General features: G+C 36.3%; 21 protein-coding genes. All 21 read right to left on the reverse strand.

Features of this window, described 5'->3' with window-relative positions:
• Positions 1 to 23: 23 nt before the first annotated feature.
• A complete protein-coding gene (locus PQO01_RS04775) occupies positions 24 to 668 on the reverse strand; it encodes a TIGR02117 family protein (RefSeq protein WP_274312892.1) in 645 nt (214 codons plus the stop codon).
• 82 nt (positions 669 to 750) lie between these two features.
• Entirely contained in the window at positions 751 to 1,047 is a 297-nt protein-coding gene (locus PQO01_RS04780) for a type II toxin-antitoxin system RelE/ParE family toxin (RefSeq protein WP_274312893.1), read from the reverse strand.
• Entirely contained in the window at positions 1,044 to 1,265 is a 222-nt protein-coding gene (locus PQO01_RS04785; protein WP_274312894.1) for an addiction module protein, read from the reverse strand. The genes PQO01_RS04780 and PQO01_RS04785 overlap by 4 nt, the downstream gene beginning before the upstream one ends.
• 147 nt (positions 1,266 to 1,412) lie before the next feature.
• Positions 1,413 to 1,610 carry a hypothetical protein gene (locus PQO01_RS04790; protein ID WP_274312895.1) on the reverse strand — a complete coding sequence of 66 codons (198 nt, stop codon included), beginning with the start codon at positions 1,608 to 1,610 and terminating at the stop codon, positions 1,413 to 1,415.
• A gap of 94 nt (positions 1,611 to 1,704) precedes the next feature.
• Positions 1,705 to 2,010, reverse strand: a complete 306-nt coding sequence (locus PQO01_RS21595; protein ID WP_420792898.1) for a type II toxin-antitoxin system RelE/ParE family toxin — start codon at positions 2,008 to 2,010, stop codon at positions 1,705 to 1,707.
• Positions 2,010 to 2,246: a type II toxin-antitoxin system ParD family antitoxin gene (locus tag PQO01_RS04795; RefSeq protein ID WP_274312896.1), complete on the reverse strand. Its 237-nt coding sequence runs from the start codon at positions 2,244 to 2,246 to the stop codon at positions 2,010 to 2,012. Before PQO01_RS04795 ends, PQO01_RS21595 begins: the two co-directional genes overlap by 1 nt.
• Positions 2,247 to 3,207: 961 nt before the next feature.
• The gene (locus PQO01_RS04800; RefSeq protein ID WP_274312897.1) at positions 3,208 to 3,747 is read right to left on the reverse strand and encodes a hypothetical protein; all 540 of its coding nucleotides are present in this window, start codon (positions 3,745 to 3,747) and stop codon (positions 3,208 to 3,210) included.
• An 81-nt stretch (positions 3,748 to 3,828) separates the two neighbouring features.
• Positions 3,829 to 4,251 carry a hypothetical protein gene (locus PQO01_RS04805; RefSeq protein WP_274312898.1) on the reverse strand — a complete coding sequence of 141 codons (423 nt, stop codon included), beginning with the start codon at positions 4,249 to 4,251 and terminating at the stop codon, positions 3,829 to 3,831.
• Between the two features lie 729 nt (positions 4,252 to 4,980).
• Positions 4,981 to 5,232 carry a hypothetical protein gene (locus PQO01_RS04810; RefSeq protein WP_274312899.1) on the reverse strand — a complete coding sequence of 84 codons (252 nt, stop codon included), beginning with the start codon at positions 5,230 to 5,232 and terminating at the stop codon, positions 4,981 to 4,983.
• Positions 5,233 to 5,302: 70 nt separating this feature from the next.
• Positions 5,303 to 5,623 (reverse strand): hypothetical protein, encoded by a 321-nt coding sequence (locus PQO01_RS04815; RefSeq protein ID WP_274312900.1) that lies wholly within the window; start codon positions 5,621 to 5,623, stop codon positions 5,303 to 5,305.
• A gap of 586 nt (positions 5,624 to 6,209) precedes the next feature.
• A complete protein-coding gene (locus PQO01_RS04820) occupies positions 6,210 to 7,376 on the reverse strand; it encodes an IS256 family transposase (protein ID WP_274312071.1) in 1,167 nt (388 codons plus the stop codon).
• Between the two features lie 683 nt (positions 7,377 to 8,059).
• Positions 8,060 to 8,347 carry a hypothetical protein gene (locus PQO01_RS04825; RefSeq protein ID WP_274312901.1) on the reverse strand — a complete coding sequence of 96 codons (288 nt, stop codon included), beginning with the start codon at positions 8,345 to 8,347 and terminating at the stop codon, positions 8,060 to 8,062.
• Between the two features lie 658 nt (positions 8,348 to 9,005).
• Positions 9,006 to 9,326 carry a hypothetical protein gene (locus PQO01_RS04830; RefSeq protein ID WP_274312902.1) on the reverse strand — a complete coding sequence of 107 codons (321 nt, stop codon included), beginning with the start codon at positions 9,324 to 9,326 and terminating at the stop codon, positions 9,006 to 9,008.
• Positions 9,327 to 9,403: 77 nt separating this feature from the next.
• A complete protein-coding gene (locus tag PQO01_RS04835) occupies positions 9,404 to 9,949 on the reverse strand; it encodes a hypothetical protein (protein ID WP_274312903.1) in 546 nt (181 codons plus the stop codon).
• A gap of 945 nt (positions 9,950 to 10,894) precedes the next feature.
• Complete coding sequence (locus PQO01_RS04840) at positions 10,895 to 11,167, reverse strand: hypothetical protein (protein ID WP_274312904.1); 273 nt, start codon at positions 11,165 to 11,167, stop codon at positions 10,895 to 10,897.
• Positions 11,168 to 13,495: 2,328 nt separating this feature from the next.
• Positions 13,496 to 15,523 carry a tetratricopeptide repeat protein gene (locus tag PQO01_RS04845; RefSeq protein WP_274312905.1) on the reverse strand — a complete coding sequence of 676 codons (2,028 nt, stop codon included), beginning with the start codon at positions 15,521 to 15,523 and terminating at the stop codon, positions 13,496 to 13,498.
• 8 nt (positions 15,524 to 15,531) lie between these two features.
• Complete coding sequence (gene dtd / locus PQO01_RS04850) at positions 15,532 to 15,987, reverse strand: D-aminoacyl-tRNA deacylase (RefSeq protein WP_274312906.1); 456 nt, start codon at positions 15,985 to 15,987, stop codon at positions 15,532 to 15,534.
• Positions 15,988 to 17,106, reverse strand: coding sequence for a recombination-associated protein RdgC (gene rdgC / locus PQO01_RS04855; protein WP_274312907.1), 1,119 nt, complete (start codon positions 17,104 to 17,106; stop codon positions 15,988 to 15,990).
• A 153-nt stretch (positions 17,107 to 17,259) separates the two neighbouring features.
• Positions 17,260 to 18,141: a DUF805 domain-containing protein gene (locus tag PQO01_RS04860; protein WP_274312908.1), complete on the reverse strand. Its 882-nt coding sequence runs from the start codon at positions 18,139 to 18,141 to the stop codon at positions 17,260 to 17,262.
• A 40-nt stretch (positions 18,142 to 18,181) separates the two neighbouring features.
• Complete coding sequence (locus tag PQO01_RS04865) at positions 18,182 to 18,343, reverse strand: hypothetical protein (RefSeq protein WP_274312909.1); 162 nt, start codon at positions 18,341 to 18,343, stop codon at positions 18,182 to 18,184.
• Between the two features lie 124 nt (positions 18,344 to 18,467).
• Positions 18,468 to 19,505 (reverse strand): sugar phosphate isomerase/epimerase family protein, encoded by a 1,038-nt coding sequence (locus PQO01_RS04870; protein ID WP_274312910.1) that lies wholly within the window; start codon positions 19,503 to 19,505, stop codon positions 18,468 to 18,470.
• Positions 19,506 to 19,517: the final 12 nt, after the last annotated feature.

Consider the following 19,517-nt stretch of genomic DNA (forward strand, 5'->3'; position numbering starts at 1 on the left):
TTTTTTGGTTAGACTTTGTTTTTTTATTTTGCTTTGGGTGAGTCTTGAGTATTAGGTAATGAATCTATTACGCTACCTGCAGTAAGTTTAAATAAAGGGTAAATATCCAATTGAGCACTTTTTAAACCTTTAGCCGTCCATTTATTACATGTATTCATTAGATAATAATTTCCTTCGCCTTTATAGAATTGACTGTTACCATAGATACCGTTTTTTAATTCTATTATTTTATTATCCTTTTTTAAAAAACTCTTAGTGAGATAAGTTATAAAAAGAGCATATTTCTCTTTATTTAACCATAGCCGTTTTACTTCACTATTACGGAAATATTGTTGTGGGATTGTAGGCACTTCAACAACATGCATAACAGATGCTGTAGGCCAAAAGATAGCATGCATTGTTAATTTTGAAGTGATTTCGTTAGCTTGATAAAATCCTTTATCTCCCCAACCAAATTCTAAAAATGGAGTATCTCCAAATCTTTGTTTAAGTTGAGGTAATTCTTTTTGGATTGTTTGAGCAGGTATAACAAACCCTGTGTGCCAACCGTGACTTACTATATATATTTCTTGTCCAGAGGTAACAGAAAGTTGTGTTTCTTTTACAACGAATGGTTTTGAAGAACAACTCGATAAAAGTATAAGGGTAATTAGGTATATAAATTTCATTTTTTATTCTAGTCTAACGACCTAAATTACCTGAATTCGAGGAACGAGAATTTCAGGTTCATTTTTTGGTTAGATTTCGGTTTTACTTTAGCCTATTAGACCAGTATTCGGGGAATCTTTTATGGTGGGCAATTGCGACAATCCAAAGAGCATCATTTTCGATTAGATATACAACTTTAAAGGGGAATCTAGATGTACTAATTCTTCTAGTTCCATCTTCGTATAATTTCCATATAGTAGGATTTAGTGCAATGATTTTGATTGTCTTTTTGACTTCTTTGTGAAAATCTAGTCCTAAGCTTTTATAAAGCTCTTCATAGTACTGGATAGAATTATCAAGTTCCTCAATAGCTTGAGGAAGGAACTTTATGGATATCATGAATATTTCTTTTCTAGTTGAGCAAATACTTCATCAGCATCTACTCCAACAGCAGTTCCTTCATTGATTGATTGAACTCTTTTTTGTATTTCTAATTCATAATTAATTGAATCAGATTCTTGATATTCAAGACTTTCAATTAAATCATGTATTAAATGCGCTCGATCTTCTTGTGAAAGACTTAAAGCTTCATTTTCTATTTTTTGTAAAAGAGTCATAGTTCCGTTATCCGTTGTTAAATAAAGATATATTCTTCTTTTCGTAAATCAATCTATTCATTTAATTTATTAATCTAACGATCTAAATGAGCTGTATTTTCTATTTAAAATTTGATTCAAAACGAAAATATCAGTTCGATTTTTTGGTTATGATTTATTGTTTTCTGTATTCATAAAATGGCTTATATCTTCGTAACCACCTTCACCAGTTGAAACACCTCTGGAAAAGTCTATGTATACTTCCCCAAATTTTGTGTCAAATTTCCATTGATCCCACTGATCCATCTCTGTTTCAGAGTATTCCTTCATGAGTTGAAACATTTTTATTATATCATCATTTTTCATGTTTTTTTTCTATCATAACGACCTAAATTACCTGAATTCGAGGAACGAGAATTTCAGGTTCATTTTTTGGTTAGTGCTGATTGTGGACAATTAACTATAGTTTATCAGATAAACGCGCAATGAAATCTACACTGTGGTGTAATAGTCGTAGTACTTCTATACCTGTCTTTGTTTTTTTATAGAAAATGTAATGTTTACCTTCCGCGATGTAATAAATATGACTAGGTAACATTGGATGTTTTCTGCCAATGTCTGGAAAAGTAGAAGTTGATTGAAGTCTATGTTCTAACTGTTCTGTATATACCTCCACTTGAGTAGAACCCCATTCTTCAAGTGTGTAGTTCATAATGTCGATTAAGTCTTGAGTAGCTTTATTTGAAAGCTTGTATGAGTTGGACATTATTTCTTTAGTACCATATTAGCTATATCTGATACTGTTTTATCACTAGTTCCACTGTTTTCAGCTTCAGACAATACCTTTCTTAATTGATTCCAGGCAAGTTCTTCTTTGTGTGAAGCGGATAAACGTCGAAGTGCATCTCTAACAACTTCACTTGCGTTTGAGTAGTAACCAGATTTTACTTGTTCCTGAACATCATTGTATAATTCAGGAGGTAATGAAACATTCATTTGCATATTAAATTCTCCTTATGTAGATAACTGTATGAATATAGCGCTATTTTCATACACTGACAAGTTTTTGTTCTGCACTAACGTTTAAGCTGAGGGAGATTGAGCCTTAGCGAAAATCTTCCTTCCGGCTTTTTGTTAGCTCTTTTCTATTATTCTTTATTTTCTTTCAATTTTTTCTTTTTGTTTTCTTTCAATTTTTTATCTTGTATTTCTTTGATAGAATGTTGACTGAAAAACAAAGAGTTGAGTATAAACCAAAATGCTTTTTTAAGAGTTTTCATTATTATGAGCTAACGTCTAAACTGAGTTTGTACTTTCTATTTAAATTGTGACTCATAACGAAAGTATCAACTCCAGTTACTGGTTCTGTATTTTTCTATTTTCTTTTAATTTTTTCATTTCTATAGAACTATTGCTGACTTCGCATAATTCTAAATTGAGGATTCGACTTTGCTCTAGAATTTCTAGGTTCAGATAAGATTAAATGTGTGCATCCGCGATTTATTGGATCGTCGTTTCTTTCATTATTCTTTATTCTACAGAACGATCTAAATGAGCTGTATTTTCTATTTAAAATTTGATTCAAAACGAAAATATCAGTTCGATTTTTTGGTTCTGTATTTTGTTATTTTTCATTTCTATAAGACTACATTCTATTTGCTGACTTCGCATTTACTCAGATTGTTTTGAGGAATGAATTGCGTTTATTTTTGATGAATTACTGACTTCGCATCTAAATAGAGTAAAACTGCGTTTTGTGGAATAGGTAGTTGACTTTGATGAGATTGATTTATGTTTCGTATTTTCTTGTAATGATCGATCAATTATTGAGTCTTTGGAGATTTGTTTTGTAAGATTCGTTTTCCTCAAAAATATTTTTTATTATTCCTACAGAACGTCTGAGTTTACCTGTTTTCGAGCCTAGGCGAGAATATCAGGTGCGACTCTTTGTTCGGTATAGTTTCTATTTAGTTTGCTCTAAATTCAATTGAGTTTCTAATATGATATTTAATGATTTACGATCATAATCTAAATCAGTATTTCCATATTGATCTTTATTTCGATTTACCCAACTTTGCTTTACTGAATATTGATCACCTTCATTAATTAACTGAAATCCGTATATATAAAAACTTGTCCAACTACGTTGTAGGTAAGTCCAATCATTTATGGTAGTTATATTCCATTTCTCATCTTGGCTAGTTGCTTTATAACCGTTGAGGATTTTTTCATATTCTTGTTTAGAAAATATTCTTTGATAATTCAATGATTCTTTTTCTAACTTATTAACAATTTCATCTACATAATCTAAATCAATAATGAACTTACTTAGGTTCCCATAAATAAAATTCGATTCTATATCAAGTTTGTTTATATCTCTTTCTTTCAAAGTGATATGTTCAATTTTTAATTGATATAGAAGAATGTTGTATTCCGAAGAACCTTTTTCACATTTATCTATTTCTTCCAATAGGTTTTGGATTCTTTGTAAGTCTTTATCCATGATTTTTTTTATTACCGAACGACCTAAATTACCTGAATTCGAGGAACGAGAATTTCAGGTTCATTTTTTGGTTAGTGTTTTCTATTTCGTTAATCTGAATGAATTATCTTTTGGTTGAGATAATAGTTGTGGTTTATGAGTTCTAATATAATCTAGAAATTCTTTTTTATTTTTTATGAAAATCATAGGTAAAAGTATAAAACTTACTCCTGAAAACCATTTCTTTTCAATCATGTATTGTTCTCTTAAAAATGGGATTTTTCTGAACCGTTTTATACTATCCCATTTAAGTTTCATTTTTTGGATTCTCATCCAGTTTCTGTGAAACCCTTGTTCGTCTACTTCAAAAGAAAGTTCTTTTGCAATCATTACGATAAACAGGAAAAATAATAATTGAACTAAACAAAAAATAAAAAACATTTGTCCTCGCATATGAAACCACATTTGAATAGAGGAAACAAATACTAGTGAGTATAATTTTATAGGGCTGTATTCTACTTTCATTATTGATACACTAACGTTTAAGCTGAGGGAGATTGAGCCTTAGCGAAAATCTTCCTTCCGGCTTCTTGTTAGGTCTTCTCATTTTTAGTTTCGTTTGAACTTCTCATTTTTTCATTTTTCTTCATCATTTTCGGCCATGTAAAAATTGCTTGAACTATGCAAAAAGTACTTACGCCTATATGCATGAAGTCAGATGTTGATTCACCTTTGGAGAACCCCGAAAAGATGAACATGCAGAAGAAGTAAAGTAATACTCCGAATAATGCACTTTTGATATAGATTTTAATCATTTTTTATTCTGACCTAACGACTAAGCTGAGGGAGATTTGAGCCTTAGCGAAAATCTTCCTTCCAGCTTTTGGTTCTGTATTTTGTTATTTTTCATTTCTATAAGACTAATTCTATTTGCTGACTTCGCATTTACTCAGATTGTTTTGAGGAATGAATTGCGTTTATTTTTGATAAATTGCTGACTTCGCATCTACACAGATTAAAACTGCGTTTTGTAGAATAGGTAGTTTACTTTAATGAGATTGATTTATGTTTCGTATTTTCTTGTAATGATCGATCAATTATTGAGTCTTTGGAGATTTGTTTTGTAAGATTCGTTTTACTCAAAAAATATTTTTTATTATTCCTACAGAACGACCTAAATGAGCTGTATTTTCTATTTGAAATTTGATTCAAAACGAAAATATCAGTTCGATTTTTTGGTTAGATTTCGTCCTTTTAATTCTCAGAATCATTGTTGTTATCTTCGTTTCTTTTTTCTTGGAATTTAGTAATTATCCCATGTTTAGAATCAAATAAAAAATGTAATATGATAAACAATATAGCTAAACCAAAAGTGATCATTCCAAGAGCTTTTAGCCAGAAATTTTCCATAGGTGCAAGTACTGCAGAAATAATGCCAAGTAAGGTTCCTAGAATCAACATTTCCGGCTGATAATAGCGAACGATTATTTTACTTTTTCTTTTCATTTTTTATTATCTAACGACTTAAATTACCTGAATTCGAGGAACGAGAATTTCAGGTTCATTTTTTGGTTAGCTATTCAATTGTTGGACTAACTACTTTATTGTTTATTTTTACAGTCTGACCTTCTATTAAAATTGAATCATTTTGTTTAAGCTCACCATAATTTTTACCATTTACTGATAACTTTTTATTTTTAATTTTTACTTCTATGTTTCCAACTTTAACACTAGAAGAGGAGTTGTTTCCTAAATTTATGTTGGTGTTACTTGTCGTTGATCCTTCAGTTTTTATAACTACTTCATGACCTCCTATTGTAACTCTAGTTTCTCCTTTAACTTCAAAATCACATCCTGTGAAAATAAGTATCATTAAAAATATGATTAATTTTTTCATTATAATTTCCTATATTTTTGTTAGCTAACGATTTAAATGAGCTGTATTTTCTATTTAAAATTTGATTCAAAACGAAAATATCAGTTCGATTTTTTGGTTAGAATTTGTCCATTTTGATTGTTGATAAGTAGCCAAATCAGGAATAAAACACATGATTCGATCAATTGCTGATTCCGCATTTACTTATTGTGTTTTGAGTGATGATTTGCGTTTAAGTTTGGTGAATTGTTGACTCTGCATTTAGTCAGCTTAATTCTGTGATTCCAAGAATAAAGTGATTTGCTTTGTCAGTAACAATTCGTTCTAGATTTACTATTCCAATTTCCATTCTAACGACCTAAATCACCTGTTTTCGAGGTACGAGAATATCAGGTGCATTTTTTGGTTCTGTATTTTTCTATTTAGTTTATTTGCATAATTAAGTGCAATATAAATCCGATGATACTGAAACTACCTAAAGTACATACAGTTATCATGATTTTATTACCAAAAGAATCGTTCCATTCTTTTTTTAATTTTGTCCGATGTGTTTTGCTAAAAGGATAGAGTCCCGTTGTTTCTGTAAATTGGTGTTGACCAATTTTAGTTAAACAGACAGATAAACTCTTTTTGTAGCTATCCAGGTTTCATCTAATTCCATAAGAATAGCGGACGCTAATCTAAGCAGTGAAGCTTCATTTGGGAAAATAGACACGGTTCTAGTTCGCCTTAGAATTTCTCGATTCTGTCTTTCAATCATATTGGTGGTTCTCAGTTTTGTCCAACAAGAACGATCTAAATCAAATACAGAAAAGCCTTCAGGAAGTGCGGATTCCATCCATTCAGATAATTGAGAAGCACTGTTTTCATACTTTAAGCAAGTAAGCTTTAAAAGTCTTTCGGCGTCCTGTTTTGAAGGGGTATTAAAGATATCTCGAATGTCTTGTGCAACTTCTGAACGCATCGCTTTCTTAGGCACATAAGCCCCCGCATTCTGCTGTAAATGAAATTGACACCTCTGCCATGGGATTGACCCAAAGACAGTTGTTAAAGCGGCTTTCAGTCCCGAATGACTGTCGCTCGTGATCATCTTAAGACCATGAAGTCCTCGAGCATTCAATGATAGGAAAAAGTTTCTCCAATGAACCTCAGCTTCACTTAAAGAGACACTTGTACCTAAAACTGAGCGTTTTCCTGATTCATCTATCCCATAAGCAATTAACAAAGCACAATCTCGAACAGTCTTATCTACTCTAACTTTTTCGTATCTCGCATCCACCAAAAGGTAATGATATTTCCCTAAAGGACGGTTACGCCACTTTTCTAAGCTTTCATCTAGCTCAGATACAACTCGTGACACCTGTGATTTACTCACGGAAAGACCACACATTTTCTCTAGAAGTTTCGTGACTTTTCTTGTCGAAGTTCCCTGAATATAACTCTCGGCCATAGCTGTCATCAAAGCTCGCTCACTTCGTAAGCCTTTTTCTAAAGAACTTGGATAAAAATCGATTTCACCTCTGACTTGAGGAATGTTGAGCTTCATTGCTCCAAGTCGAGTGTTTACGGTTTTGTTTTTATAGCCATTAGCATAACCTAAGCGATTTTCATTGCGTTCATATGGAGCAGCATCAAGAGAATTACTTCTCTCTACTTTCATCGCTTCATTTAGTAATACTCTCATAGCTTCAAGCATTCCGCTTTCGCCGTTTTCTGTGACTTGGTGGATCATTTCTAATAAGACACTACTGTTCTCGTGTGTAGAGTGGTGCATAATAATTCCTTGTGGGTTGTTTTGGTGCAACACCACTCTGCATCTTCTTTACCCCGAGTTACAAACAACTTCCTCAATTTCGCTCCGACGAGAAAGTTCCCATTCTCGCGAAGTCTCGGAAGCTATTCATAACTCTTAAAGTAGAGCTATAGCAGAATTTACAGAAAATTTGGGACACTACCGCTAAAAGTTGCCATAAACAAATCAAATAAGTGTCTTACTGCACTTAGAAAAAGATCGAATAAGACTTCAAATGCTGCGAAAATTAGTGATCCAGTTATATCCATTATTTATTTACAGAACGTCTAAGCTGAGGGAGATTGAGCCTTAGCGAAAATCTTCCTTCCAGCTTTTGGTTCTGTATTTTGTTATTTTTCATTTCTATAAGATATTTGCTGACTTCGCATTTACTCAGATTGTTTTGAGGAATGAATTGCGTTTATTTTTGATAAATTGCTGACTTCGCATCTACACAGATTAATCTGCGTTCTGTAGAATAGGTAGTTCACTTTAATGAGATTGATTTATGTTTCGTATTTTCTTGCAATGATCGATGAATTATTGAGTCTTTGGAGATTTGCTTTGTAAGATGCGATTTGCTCTAGAATCATTTATTATTATTCCTACAGAACGACCTAAATTACCTGAATTCGAGGAACGAGAATTTCAGGTTCATTTTTTGGTTAGAGATTGTTTTTTGTTATTAGTTCTTTGTGTTCTGTATAAGCTTCAGTTGATATGAAAAAACTACAAAACCAATTATCAGATTCAAAAATAATTTCTTCATCACCTTTTTGAAGTTTACAGAACCAAAAAGATGTTATTGGTGAAAATGTCTCTGCTTTATCTATGAGATTCCAACCACTGTTTTCGAATCTTTTTATGATTTCAAAACCTTCACCAGTATCAACTTCAATATTGTAACCTTTGAGCTTTCTTAAAAGAGATCTCTTTTCAGTAATTTTTATCATTTTTTATTATTCTCTAACGTTTAAGCTGAGGGAGATTGAGCCTTAGCGAAAATCTTCCTTCCGGCTTCTTGTTAGATCTTTTCTTTTTTTCTGTTGATAATTAGATTTATTTTTCTTTTTTATTGCTGAGTTCGCATATACTTGGAATCGTATTTGATGCATAGTTTGCGTTGAATTCTGGTTAATTGCTGAGTTCGCATTTAGTCAGTTTAATTCTGTGATTCCAAGAATAAAGTGATGTGCTTTGTCAGTTACGTTTCCCAAGTAATTTTCATTGATTTTATTCTGATCTAACGTCTAAGCTGAGGGAGATTTGAGCCTTAGCGAAAATCTTCCTTCCAGCTTTTGGTTCTGTATTTTGTTATTTTTCATTTCTATAAGACTACATTCTATTTGCTGACTTCGCATTTACTCAGATTGTTTTGAGGAATGAATTGCGTTTATTTTTGATAAATTGCTGACTTCGCATCTACACAGATTAAAACTGCGTTTTGTAGAATAGATAGTTCACTTTAATGAGATTGATTTATGTTTAGTATTTTCTTGTAATGATCGATCAATTATTGAGTCTTTGGAGATTGGTTTTGTAAGATTCGTTTTACTCAAAAATTATTTTTTATTATTCCTACAGAACGTCTAAGCTGAGGGAGATTGAGCCTTAGCGAAAATCTTCCTTCCGGCTTTTGGTTCTATGTTTTTTTTTGATAAAAAAGTTTTTTATTATTCTGTAGATTCCAAGAAGTATAAATGGTGCTCCAAGTATAATACCTAATTCAAATGCTCCTGCTGCTAGGATCATTGACATAAAGAAAATTATAAATGCTCCAGCTACTATGAAACTAAATCCTGAAGTTGTGACTGGAACCTGACATTCTTTACATTTACAAATTTGTGAAAATCTAATTTTCTCAATTTCACAATCTTTGGATTCTAATCCTTTACCGCATTTCGGACAAAAATATGTATTAAAGATGATCATTTATTATTACCATAGAACGACCTAAATTACCTGAATTCGAGGAACGAGAATTTCAGGTTCATTTTTTGGTTAGTTGCTTAAATGTGTTTAGTAGGCCATAAATCACGATCATTTCCAAATATTATTTGTTGTTGTGCTTTAAGTTCATCTTTGAATTGTTTTTCAGTTATTTTATTTCTTATAACTAAATTATGTAATTTTAAATATTCTTGATGATAAAGCTTTTCTTTTTCTTTATGTTCTTGAGTATTTAATTTTTCATATAACTCTAATTCTTTTTCCATGAGTCGATCTAATTCTATGTTATATGAATCATATTCATCTTTACTAACTTTCGTTAGTTGACCAGCTATATCATTCATTTCTGGATCATGAATAACTAAATGATTTTCAGTTTTAAACTCTAGTGTAAACTCATCATACTCTGTTGTTATAATAAATTTTTTTAAATCTTTTTCTTGTTCGATTTTAAAATCAGATTGATAGTCAATTTCTTCTTCATCTGCTTTTATAATTAAACTACCTTTATCAAAATAAAATGATACCAATTCAAAATAGGGCTTTTTACAACTGCCTACTTTTTGTATCCAATAGCCGTTTAAATTCTTTAATTCTTTATTCATTTTTATGTTCAACTAACGATCTAAATGAGCTGTATTTTCTATTTGAAATTTGATTCAAAACGAAAATATCAGTTCGATTTTTTGGTTAGTTTTTGTCTTCTATTTCTTGTTTCTATATTTATAAAATTCTATCATTTGGGATAAATAATTCAGATCTGATTTTGTTCTAAAATCATCATAATTCAGATAATTCTAACTTCGTGCATCTGCGATTTATTTGGGTTCTCATTTCTACAATTTGTTTTTAATTTTATTTCAAACTAACGACCTAAATCACCTGTTTTCGAGGTACGAGAATATCAGGTGCATTTTCTGGTTCTGTATTTTGTTATTTTTCATTTCTATAAAACTAATTCTATTTGCTGACTTCGCATTTACTCAGATTGTTTTGAGGAATGAATTGCGTTTATTTTTGATGAATTGCTGACTTCGCATCTAAACAGAGTAAAACTGCGTTGAGTATAATAGGTAGTTGACTTTGATGAGATTGATTTACATTTCGTATTTTCTTGTAATGGTCGATCAATTATTGAGTCTTTGGAGATGTGCTTTTTTAGATTCGTTTTACTCAAAAATTATTTTTTATTATTCCTACAGAACGACTTAAATGAGCTGTATTTTCTATTTAAAATTTGATTCAAAACGAAAATATCAGTTCGATTTTTTGGTTAGAATTTGTCCATTTTGATTGTTGATAAGTAGCCAAATCAGGGATAAAACAGATGATTCGATCAATTGCTGATTCCGCATTTACTTATTGTGCTTTGAGTGATGATTTGCGTTTAAGTTTGGTGAATTGTTGACTCTGCATTTAGTCAGCTTAATTCTGTGATTCCAAGAATAAAGTGATTTGCTTTGTCAGTAACAATTCGTTCTAGATTTATTATTCCAATTTTCATTCTAACGACCTAAATTACCTGAATTCGAGGAACGAGAATTTCAGGTTCATTTTTTGGTTCTGCTTTTTATTTCTTTCTTCCATTCAGTTTTCATTTGATCGCTAAATCCACCTAAAAAAGGGTGACCAAAACAGAAATAAATTTCACCTTCTTCCATTTGATCATTAACGATTGTTGCTAAAAATATATTTTGATATCTGGAGATATGTGGTTTAAAAGGGTGGTCCCAAAATCCAATTGTTTTCCAATCAACTGTTTTATAACCATTTTCAAGTATCCATTCTTCCATTTGATCCCAATGTTTAGATGATTTCATCATAGACATGATTCCTGGTAAAGTCAGGACAATTAACATTGGTATGAAAATTAGTAATTGGATAATCATATTTTATTTATGCAGAACGATTTAAATGAGCTGTATTTTCTATTTAAAATTTGATTCAAAACGAAAATATCAGTTCGATTTTTTGGTTAGAATTTGTCCATTTTGATTGTTGATAAGCAGCCAAATCAGGGATAAAACACATGATTCGATCAATTGCTGATTCCGCATTTACTTATTGTGTTTTGAGTTATGGTTTGCGTTTAAGTTTGGTGAATTGTTGCCTCTGCATTTAGTCAGCTTAATTCTTTGATTCTAAGAATAAAGTGATTTGCTTTGTCAGTAACAATTCGTTCTAGAGTTATTATTCCAATTTTCATTCTAACGATCTAAATGAGCTGTATTTTCTATTTGAAATTTGATTCAAAACGAAAATATCAGTTCGATTTTTTGGTTCTGTATTTTGTTATTTTTCATTTCTATAAGACTAATTCAATTTGCTGACTTCGCATTTACTCAGATTGTTTTGAGGAATGAATTGCGTTTATATTTGGTGAATTGCTGAGTTCGCATCTACACAGATTAAGACTGCGTTTTGTAGAATAGGTAGTTCACTTTAATGAGATTTATTTATGTTTCGTATTTTCTTGTAATGATTGATGAATTATTGAGTCTTTGGAGATTTGTTTTTTAAGATCCGTTTTACTCAAAAATTATTTTTTATTTTTCCTACAGAACGACCTAAATTACCTGAATTCGAGGAACGAGAATTTCAGGTTCATTTTTTGGTTAGTATTTCGTCTTTTTTTTGTTTTTTAATTTATAAAATCTGATCATTTGAGATAATTATTTCTGATTCAATTTAGTTCTAAAATTATCTAAGTTCTGATCATTGTGAATGTGTGCATCTGCGATTCATGGGATAATCGTTTCTGACATTTAAATTTATTCTATACTAACATGGTATTAGTAGACTAAATATCGCTTGGGATATTTTTGTGGTTTTTGAGTGTGTGTGTTGTTAACATTGTCTGGTCTGGCTCCTTTGTTACATAGTGATATCTAAGTCAAGTATAATAATTGTAGTAATGATTGTAAATAGAGGCTTGTAACAAAGCGACATTTTAGCTGTGGAATTTTGTCGCTATTCCGGATTAGCTGGAATGAGGTTGGATAATTATATGAAATTCATAATTCAAATTTTAAATGAGTTTAGTCGAATAACCCCGGTTTCTCTGTAAGAGAACTGGAGGAAATCGACTAAAATGGGTCGAATAATCCGGAGTTTACTGATGGACATTATAATGTGTCGTCTAAATACAAAGGCAAAAATACCATTTTTATACTAAAAAATAAAAGCTGTTTTTTAAGTGCCCTTTAGCTAGGCAGGCTCCGCATCAAAAGTGGAAAAAGCACTTTTGTAAAAATAGTGGGGACTGTTTTGTGTGAGTGACTCCTACCTCCAAGTAAATATCAATACTTTAATAGAGCAGGGCTTTGCGTACTCCGCAAAGCTTAGGCGAGAAGGTCGCTATAAATTAAATTGAATTTGTAAGCTATTTTTATGAATAAGTACTTTAGTACGGCAACTTGGCACCACGATGTGAGGATGTTTCGTTCGGAAGTGGTGGAGGTGTTTAAGAGCGGTTTGCGGCTGCCACCGTGGGTGAATGGGGTAGATGAACTTATATAGGCAGTCTAGGTACTCTGTCCCCTTCCCAGTGAGGCTTGCCAGCCATCGACGGGCGAATGGTGAGAAGTGAATTTTAAATTTTGAATGATTAGGGACTTAGGGACTAGAGATTGTTTCTCGAACTCTACGGCTCTGTGACTCTGCGTGAGATTTTGTTCAGAATGTAGAATGTGCTTACGAGTGGGTTTCGGTTCCGGCGGTTGGTAGGGATTATGAGATGAGGGAGCGCTGCCCTCATGCACCCCGCGAGGAATTGCCATTCCTCGACCAGGCGGTAGAAGGCGTAGGGATAAGTTAAATTTATGTAGGCAGTTTGGGGACTCTGTCCCCTTCCCAGCGAGGCTTGCCAGCCATCGACGGGCGAATGGTGAGAAGTGAATTTTTAATTCTTAATTTTAAATTTTGAATGATTAAAGAGCTGAAGACCTAGAGTTTTTTTACTCAGCGTCTTTGTGGCTCTGCGTGAGGTTTATTGAAAAGAAAAGTATGAAGCAGGCGAGACGCCTGCGCTCCCATGGGGAGTGTTCGTCACCGCGGACGGATGGGGAGATGAGTGGTGTATTTATAAAAAAGCCCTAGGTCAGTGTGGTGTTACTGAGCTAGGGCTTTGAGTGTATGGTCTTTAGCCTGGTTTAGGCGAAGAGGCCTTTGATGCCTTCCATCCAGTTGATATAAGGTGCTGGAGCTTGGTCTTTGGGGATTTGCTTGACGATTTCTTCGAGCTGATCCAAGCGATTGAAGATGGGGAGGATCACTGGGGCGGCTTGGTGAAAAGCGGTGCCTTGTGGAGCGGCTTGTGCGAGTGCAAAGGCACGCGGGGCTTGTTCCATAAAGGCGTTACCAGCTAGGTAGCGGTCATAAGCTAAGGAGGCGAAGTAGAAGATCTTCGGCATTTCTGCAGGACCAGAGTTGACTGCAAAAGCATAGAGTGATTCAAGCAGTTCGCGACGATTGAAAAGGGCCTCTACAGGGAGGATACCTTTCCAGGTTAGGAAGTAGGCGAGCTGATGTCCAAGTGCTTGGATGTAGCCCTGGATGAGTGGAGCTTGAATATCTTTAGGGAAGATAGCTTCATCATCATTGCCAGTAACTTCTACATAGAGGCGATTAAAGGCTCTGGTCACGACCAAATGTAAGTCTTTTGCGGGAGCCTTTTCCGAGATGGTCTTAACGACATTGCCATCTAAATCATTGAGGTAAAGATTGAGTTCTGCTACTTTATCTACGCCCTCAAATTTGATGCCACCAGTGACTAAGTAATCGGGAGTGATTTCGTCTAGGTTAGCAATCTTTTTCTTTTGTTCTTGGGGCCAGTCACCTCTTCTCATGACAGGGCCTTGATCTTTCATGACGGGGATGAAAGTCGCAGTACGGATGTCGAGACGTGAAGTGACGGCTTCTTTGAAGAAAAGTGGCACTGCAGTACAGAGGCCAGCAACGACGTTTTGCAGTTCTTGAGGAAGTTTGATGGCGGGGTCATTCTCGATATGTAAAGCGGAAAAATAAATGCGCTTGGCTTCTTCGTTTTTAGCGGGTTCAAGCCAATAGGGTTCGCCGAGGGGGTAGAACCATAAGGGCATGCTGATTTTCATAAACTCAACTTCGGGTGAACTTGCTTGAGCTTTTTCTGCGTGTGCTTTAGCAAAAGCTTGACGATCGATATTGGCGAGTTGAGCGGAGAGTTTGAGGATGTGCTGACGAATATTAGCTTGGTCAAATAGTGCAATGCGGTGCAAGAGATCTTTAGCGACATCGATCTGACCTTCGACAATTAATGACTGCACAAAGTTGAGGCCGGGGATGGGGCCTTGAACATCGGGGTTATAGCGAGGCATGAAAATGCTAATGAGTTCTTTGGTCATTTTCTTGTTGCCTAAATCGCCAGTAGCAGTGGCTAAAACTTGACCATTATTCTCTGATTTATCGAGTGCTTTTTCAAAGTAACTTATGGCTTCGTTAGTTTTGTCAGCTTTCATGAGGCGCTGCCCCAAAATCAACTGTGGGAACCAACTGTCATCGTAGCCCGCTAGGCGTTCGAGTTCTTTGTCAATCGCTTCTTCGCCATCTTTTTGTTTGATGAGATCAAGGTGCCAAGCCATGGCTTGTTCTTGGTTTGGATTGAGGTTGATACTTTTGTCGAGAAGACTTGCGGCGGCTTCTTTGTCTTCTGCCATGAGCTGAATGCGTGCTAGAGCCGTGAGCGCATCAGGGGAGTGCTCGTCTTCTTTAATGTAGTTTTCAAGAGTATTGACGGCAGTTTTGTAGTCGCCATTGAGGCTGAGAGTTGTGGCGTATACAACGGCACCGCGTTCAGGATTAGTATCTGTTTTTGAAAGGTGTTCGGCAGCTTCTAGGACTTCACTAAAACAGGCGGCATCAATGCCCATGCTAATGACTTGATAGAGTGCGCTAGGATTATCCCAAGCTTTCTTGATGGTGTCAGGCAGTGCGCTCTCAGCCCATTTTTCGCGATTGATTTCGATGCGACGTCCGAGTTTATCAAAAGTGGTAATGGTTTCGGGGATGTTGCTTTTAAGTTTATCAGCATTTTCAATTAATTTATCATTGAAGACGGGCTCAGGGATGAAATCGCTGGCTTCTGGGTTGGCGTTCACCGGGCTATCTTCCGGGCGACCGAACATTTTCTTTAAAAAGTCCATGTTGTTTCCTATTTGAGTTGTGCGCTGTCCAATTGCATGGTGACAGGGCCGTTATTATTGATTGTTACTTGCATGTTTGCGCCGAAGCGACCTGAGGAGACTTTGCTGACTTGCGGGTCATTTCTGAAGATCGTTAAGAAGTCTTCGTAGAGTTCATTGGCACGTTCGGGCTTAGCTGCTTGAGTGAAGCTGGGGCGGCGTCCCTTTTTGTATTCAGCGCAGAGGGTGAACTGAGAAATGATGAGGATTTCGCCTTTTATATCGCGGAGGGATAAATCGAACTTGCCGTCTTCGTTGGAGAAGATGCGCAAGTCGCCAAGTTTTTTGGCAAGGATTTGTCCATCATAAGTCTCGTCATTTTGTTCGACACCCAAGAGAACAAGGAGTCCTTGCTCAATGCTGCCTAAGAGTTCGCCATCGCTTCTGACTGATGCTGAACTGACGCGCTGAATTAGTGCTTTCATTTAGTTGACGTCAAAGACCTCGGTTCTAATGACATTGGACTCACGTTCGCTGAGCCAAGCACGCATTTTTTTTATGTTCTCAGTTCTTTGATCACCCGTGAAGCGATTTAGGAATTCTTTAAAGAGAGAGAAGAAGGCTTCTTGGAAAACAAATAATGACTCGAGTCTTTCGATGAAGCGCGCTTTGTATTGGAATTCTGTACCATCAGGAAGTTTCATGCTCTTGAAGCAAAAGAAATCTGCATCGAGGGTGAAAGTCCAGGTGTCGTCGCCGCGAGCAATAGCAATTTTAGCCGTTTTAAGTTTCTTGCCATCTTTGAGGGCAGAGTCGGCTTCTGGGCTGAGGGTAGGGATGCCTTTCTTGACAACTGATTCACGAGCACCATTGAGTTCTGTGATGAAATTAAGGGGGCCATCTACTGAGAAGGCAAATACGCCGAGGTCTGGTACGGTGAATTCGGCATCTTCGTATTCGCTGAGGTACCAAAGCCAAGTGAGGAAATCTCTTCCAGGCCAAGTTTCACCAGCTTCTTCTTGGCTATCGGTAAGTTTGATGGAGTCATAGGAAGAGGCGAGTGAGCCCAGTTGCTCGGACATGTAAGTCTGTGGAGTGAGGGGAATGGGGCTTAGACCAGTACTCTCTACGAGTAGTGCCAAGGCAGAGTCAGCACTTTTTGCTGATGAAGTGGCTACGTAGAGGAGTTTATTAGTGGGGTCAATGACGAGGGGGAAACCCTTGATTGTGGGTTGAGTTTCCGCCAAGAGTTCATCGATAATATTCTCTTTGATTTCTTTTTTACGCTTGCGGTTGATGCCACTTAAGTTTTCTTCTTGCATGGTTTGGAATTCAACTTGTGCACACTTGGCCTTGAGAATAGGGGCCGCTACTTTGAGTTCAGATGAACGGAAATGAACTTGAACATAATCTTCGATCATGCAAGTTTCTTCAGTGAAAATACGCTCGAGAAGGTGACGAGCAGTCCAGCCATTAGAGCTTTCGTCTTTTACTTGGTTGAGGGGGAGTGCGGCACTTTCTTCGAAGAGTTCGAGGATGTTTTCGGGGAGAGCTTCATCGAGTCTGTAAACACAGAATGAGAGGGGGCCATTATCAAAAGCCATATTGAGATCCTATAGTTGAATGTTTGAAAATTAATCCCGCTAAGGGACACTTTTTCAAGTAGAGTTCAAGCTCTATATCTCTTCTATAAGCTTTGATTATGGAAAGAATTTTGCCCCTGCTAGTACATTCTAGTTAGGGCATTTTTTGGTAGATTAATAGGGGGCGGCTTTTACTTCGTTTATTGCTGAGTATATGAAGAAACCGCTGCCAGCCATAGTTAGGAGAAAGAGGAAAATCAAAACACCAAGAATGATTTTGCCGTTCTTATCTAATGTTCTATGAGCTTCGTATCCACCGGGACAGACTAATATCCAATAATAGTACCTAAGCATGACAAAGAGAGCAATTAAGGTGGCAAAAGCACCTACGCTCCAGTGGGCTGCAAAAGCAATACCGCCAATGATAATGACAAATTGTTGAAGGTAACGCCAACCTGACATGCCGAGATTGTGGAGTCGTCTAACTTGTAAGACGATACCAACGATGAAAGATATAATACCTAAGGCGATAATCACGGCACCTTTCGCTCCCGTGAATTGTGCGTAAGGGTCGGATGCATCGATGGCATCAGAGCCAGTAATAGCGTAGGAAATTCCCTGGGTGATTATACCAAAAATAAAGGCGTAGAGCCAGTATTTTCCGCGGCCAAGACCACCAAAATCTTCATCGTCAGGTAAGTCATTGGTCGATGCCTTTGGGGCGGCGTAGGCATTTCTACCTTTTTTTACCTTACTTTTGAGCTTCTTGCCCGTTTGCACATTGATTTCACATGTGAGACAAATGATTTTCCCCACGTCTAAGTGTTCGCCACATGAGGGGCAATCGAGACCATCGGGATGATCAATTTCAACTTGTGTGGGTTTGCGAGCTAAGCGAAGTTTAGCTGTTTCGGAGATAGCTTCCTTGTCTTCCTGGATCTCACGAGCTTCCAAGGGCTTTTCTTCGGGCACTTCTTCTTCAGAAGGTATATCCAATTTAGCTGCCTTGGGATCAGAGCCCATTTTTTGTAGTCGTCCACTCGACGATGTTTCCATTAAGTCCTCCTACGACTGTATGGTAATTGAAAGTGATTTTTTATAGATCTAGACCGCCGTTGGAAGGTTTTGTTGATTTCTCTGGGGCGTTTTTTTGCGTTTTTACTTCAGAGGTCTCTTTTTTGGTATCGCTTTCTGTTTTTGCGGTACTCGCACAAGAAGCGAATATGCAAATAAAGAGCAATGCAAGTAGCTGTTTCATCACAAAAGGGTCCTTTTAAGATATAAAAATTTAGTTGATAAATTTACGATCCATTTTATGAGAATGCAAAAGGCCGGAAATAAATTTCCGGCCTTTTATCAAGAGTAATGATTTAAGGATCTAATTAGTCGTCAGATCCCATGCCATCCTCAAATGAACCCTCAGCAATTGGGAATACCAAGTGCTCAGCAGCATATTGGATTGCATTGGCACTCGTTGCATCGAGGTCACGGTAAGCTGATTCCGCTTCTGTAACTAAGGGAGCAGTCTCAGTGCCCATGATGCTGCAATAGCGTTCTACATAACCGAGATCGATCATGAGTTCAGTGAAACGCATCATGTTCATGTCGCCAGTTGGAATATCGCAGAATTGCATAGCACGCTTGCGCCAATCACCCGTCATTGAACGTAGGTTAATGCCAGGGCGTACGAAGAAGTTTTTAATCGCTACGGCATAGATGCGGTCGCCAACTTTGCGGAAGCGAGTTTCAAAGTCTTCACCTTCCCAGCAGTGAGATGGGTCAGCAGTGACGCCTAAGCATTTGTCGCCATCACAAGCTTTTACGAGCTCGATGAAGTCGTCGGCACAGAGTGCTGCTGAGTTTGGATGGATTTCATGGCAAAGGTAGATGCCAAGTTCGTTAGCTTTAGCGCGGATTTTAGCTGTTTTATCTGCAAAGCGTTGGTTACCTTCTTTGATGAGGTCGTACTCTGGGCCAGAGAAGAAACCGAATGGGTAACCCGTTGCCATTTCAAAGCCGTGAGAAATACCCCAGAACATTGGGATGATTTTTACATTGAGCTCAGCCATGAGATCGAGGAAGTTAAGGATGTATTGTTCAGCCCAAGCTTCAATTTCTTCAGGAGACTTTTCCCAAACACTCTTAGGAAGAAAAGGACGGATAGTTTTTGAGCCTGTCCAAGCCGTCGTGTGTACCCAAAAAGGGCAGTGGCAAGAAATGCCATCGAGCTTCATTCCGTGTTTATCAAAAACGGCTTTGATTTCTGCAACTGACATAAAGCCATCGCCACTTTCGATGTGATAATTGGATGGTTCTGCACCTGCAGCACCAGATTCTTTAGCAAAAATCACGAATTCTTCTAGGGATTTGGCACCGTGTTGAGCACCTTCAATACTGGCGTGAAAAACTGTTTTAGCCATGGTTTTCTCCTC

The sequence above is a fragment of the Lentisphaera marina genome (assembly GCF_028745505.1).
GTDB lineage: Bacteria > Verrucomicrobiota > Lentisphaeria > Lentisphaerales > Lentisphaeraceae > Lentisphaera > Lentisphaera marina.